The organism is Algibacter sp. TI.3.09 (genome assembly GCF_038154905.1).
In the GTDB taxonomy this organism is placed as follows: domain Bacteria; phylum Bacteroidota; class Bacteroidia; order Flavobacteriales; family Flavobacteriaceae; genus Algibacter.
The window spans coordinates 1-1748 of sequence record NZ_JBAKAN010000018.1 but is presented as its reverse complement, the minus strand read 5'-3'; the positions used below and the strand labels follow the sequence as shown (position 1 = coordinate 1748).

The following is a 1748-nucleotide window of genomic DNA, read 5'->3' as shown; positions in this document are numbered from 1 at the left end:
ACTTTAGTAAACCAAATATTCTTTCTTAAATTTAAATATTTATTTCCTAAATTAGCTTCAATATAAATCTGTAGGATATTTATATTGATAATCCCTTAATGTCTATATACCTGCCGTTAGCCACAATTTGAGAAATGACATTTCCAATAATAGACATATCGACTGAAAAATGGAATTACGAAGATTTAATGGAATATGTATGTCATGACGATTATATTTATACCAATAAAGAATCGATATTTGAAAGATATTATAAAAACAAAATGTTCTGCGACGGAAATGGTCAAATATACAAAGCGATAGGAAAAGCTGAAATGACCGAAAAATGGCGAAATTGGTTGCGGTTTATTCCCAATGTTTGGAAAACAAAAATTGTATTTAAGAAAACATACAAAGAAATGTCTGTTGAGGAACTGCGGACTTTCTTACTCGAACGAATTTCTGAATTAGAAAAAGATGACTTTACTCGTGAATGGAAAGTTTATATTCAAAAAGCAAAAACTCATTCGGAATTAATAAACGATTTTTAAAAAAAACAGTGGCTAACACCGTGTATAATTAATTGCTTTGGTCATTGCCTATTTGGAAAATTCCTTCGGAATTTTCTCGCGTTCGTTTTTGTTTACTAAATTAGTTGCTTAATCACGCAACTAACCATACACAACAACGTTACCACACATATGACAACAATTAATGTTTTGGAATAAAAAGAAAAAATTACCGATTACCAAAGAAGACAAAGTTTGGGTTGACGAAGACCTGAATTGGTTGCGAACTGAATTTGGTGAAGAGCATTTTATGGAAATCCGAACTGTAACACCAACAAAAGATTTCTACAATAGAACTTTTGACGGAACTGAAAAAGATGCGGAATTCATACTCGAACGGACAAAGGAACTAATGAATATTCGAGATATTGAAATAAAACTCGAATTTTTCTCTAACCAACCGATTGAAATGGCGGACGGCACAATATTGACATCACCAGCGGATATTAATGGAAGTTGGGATAGCGCAAGTGGAACTTATCAACAAACGGAAAACGAAACGATAATATCAATCGAAAGAGGACAATTAAAAAATCCAATTTCATTAATCGCTACAATTTCACACGAATTGTCTCACCAGATTTTATTAGGAGAAAATCGAATAGAAGAAAATGACGAGTTTCTGACTGACTTAACAGCAATCACCTATGGGTTTGGGATTTTCATTGGCAATTCTCGCTTTCAATTTACTTCTCAAGGATTTGGATGGAAGTCAAGCAGTCAAGGTTATTTGCCTGAACAGATAATCGCTTATGCAATGGCTTGGTTGTCTAATGAAAGAAATGAGAAAACGAACTATAGTCAGTATTTAGATAAATCATTGAAAAAATATTTAGACCAAAGTTTCATATATTTAACTGAACAAGAAGTCGAATAAATACGTGTGGTAACAATGTATATAAAAAATAGCGCAAGTCATTACTAACACAAAGGTTTGGGCATTTTTGGAAGGTCGCCAAATTTTTAAATTTGACAAATTTCCAAAAATAAAATAATTAATAAAATTTAAAAATTCGGCTTGTATTTAATCCGAAAAGTATCGCTTATTTTCAGCGCTACATTTCATATACGAGACGTTGTAAGCAATAGCGTGGCTATCGTTAGATAACTTTCAATATAAATATTGTTTACGCAAAAGGAATAAAAAAAGGCAGTTAAAAAAGTGTATTATTTAGAAAATACGCTTCCAAGTTTTCGGCG

At 31.8% G+C, this 1748-nt stretch carries 2 protein-coding genes; both read left to right on the top strand.

What is annotated here, in order from left to right; genetic code table 11:
- Nucleotides 1-134: 134 nt before the first annotated feature.
- On the top strand, nucleotides 135-530 hold the full coding sequence (locus V6246_RS18150) for a hypothetical protein (RefSeq protein ID WP_341561859.1): 396 nt from the start codon (nucleotides 135-137) through the stop codon (nucleotides 528-530).
- A gap of 163 nt (nucleotides 531-693) precedes the next feature.
- The gene (locus V6246_RS18145; RefSeq protein ID WP_341561858.1) at nucleotides 694-1425 is read left to right on the top strand and encodes a hypothetical protein; all 732 of its coding nucleotides are present in this window, start codon (nucleotides 694-696) and stop codon (nucleotides 1423-1425) included.
- Nucleotides 1426-1748 lie beyond the last annotated feature (323 nt).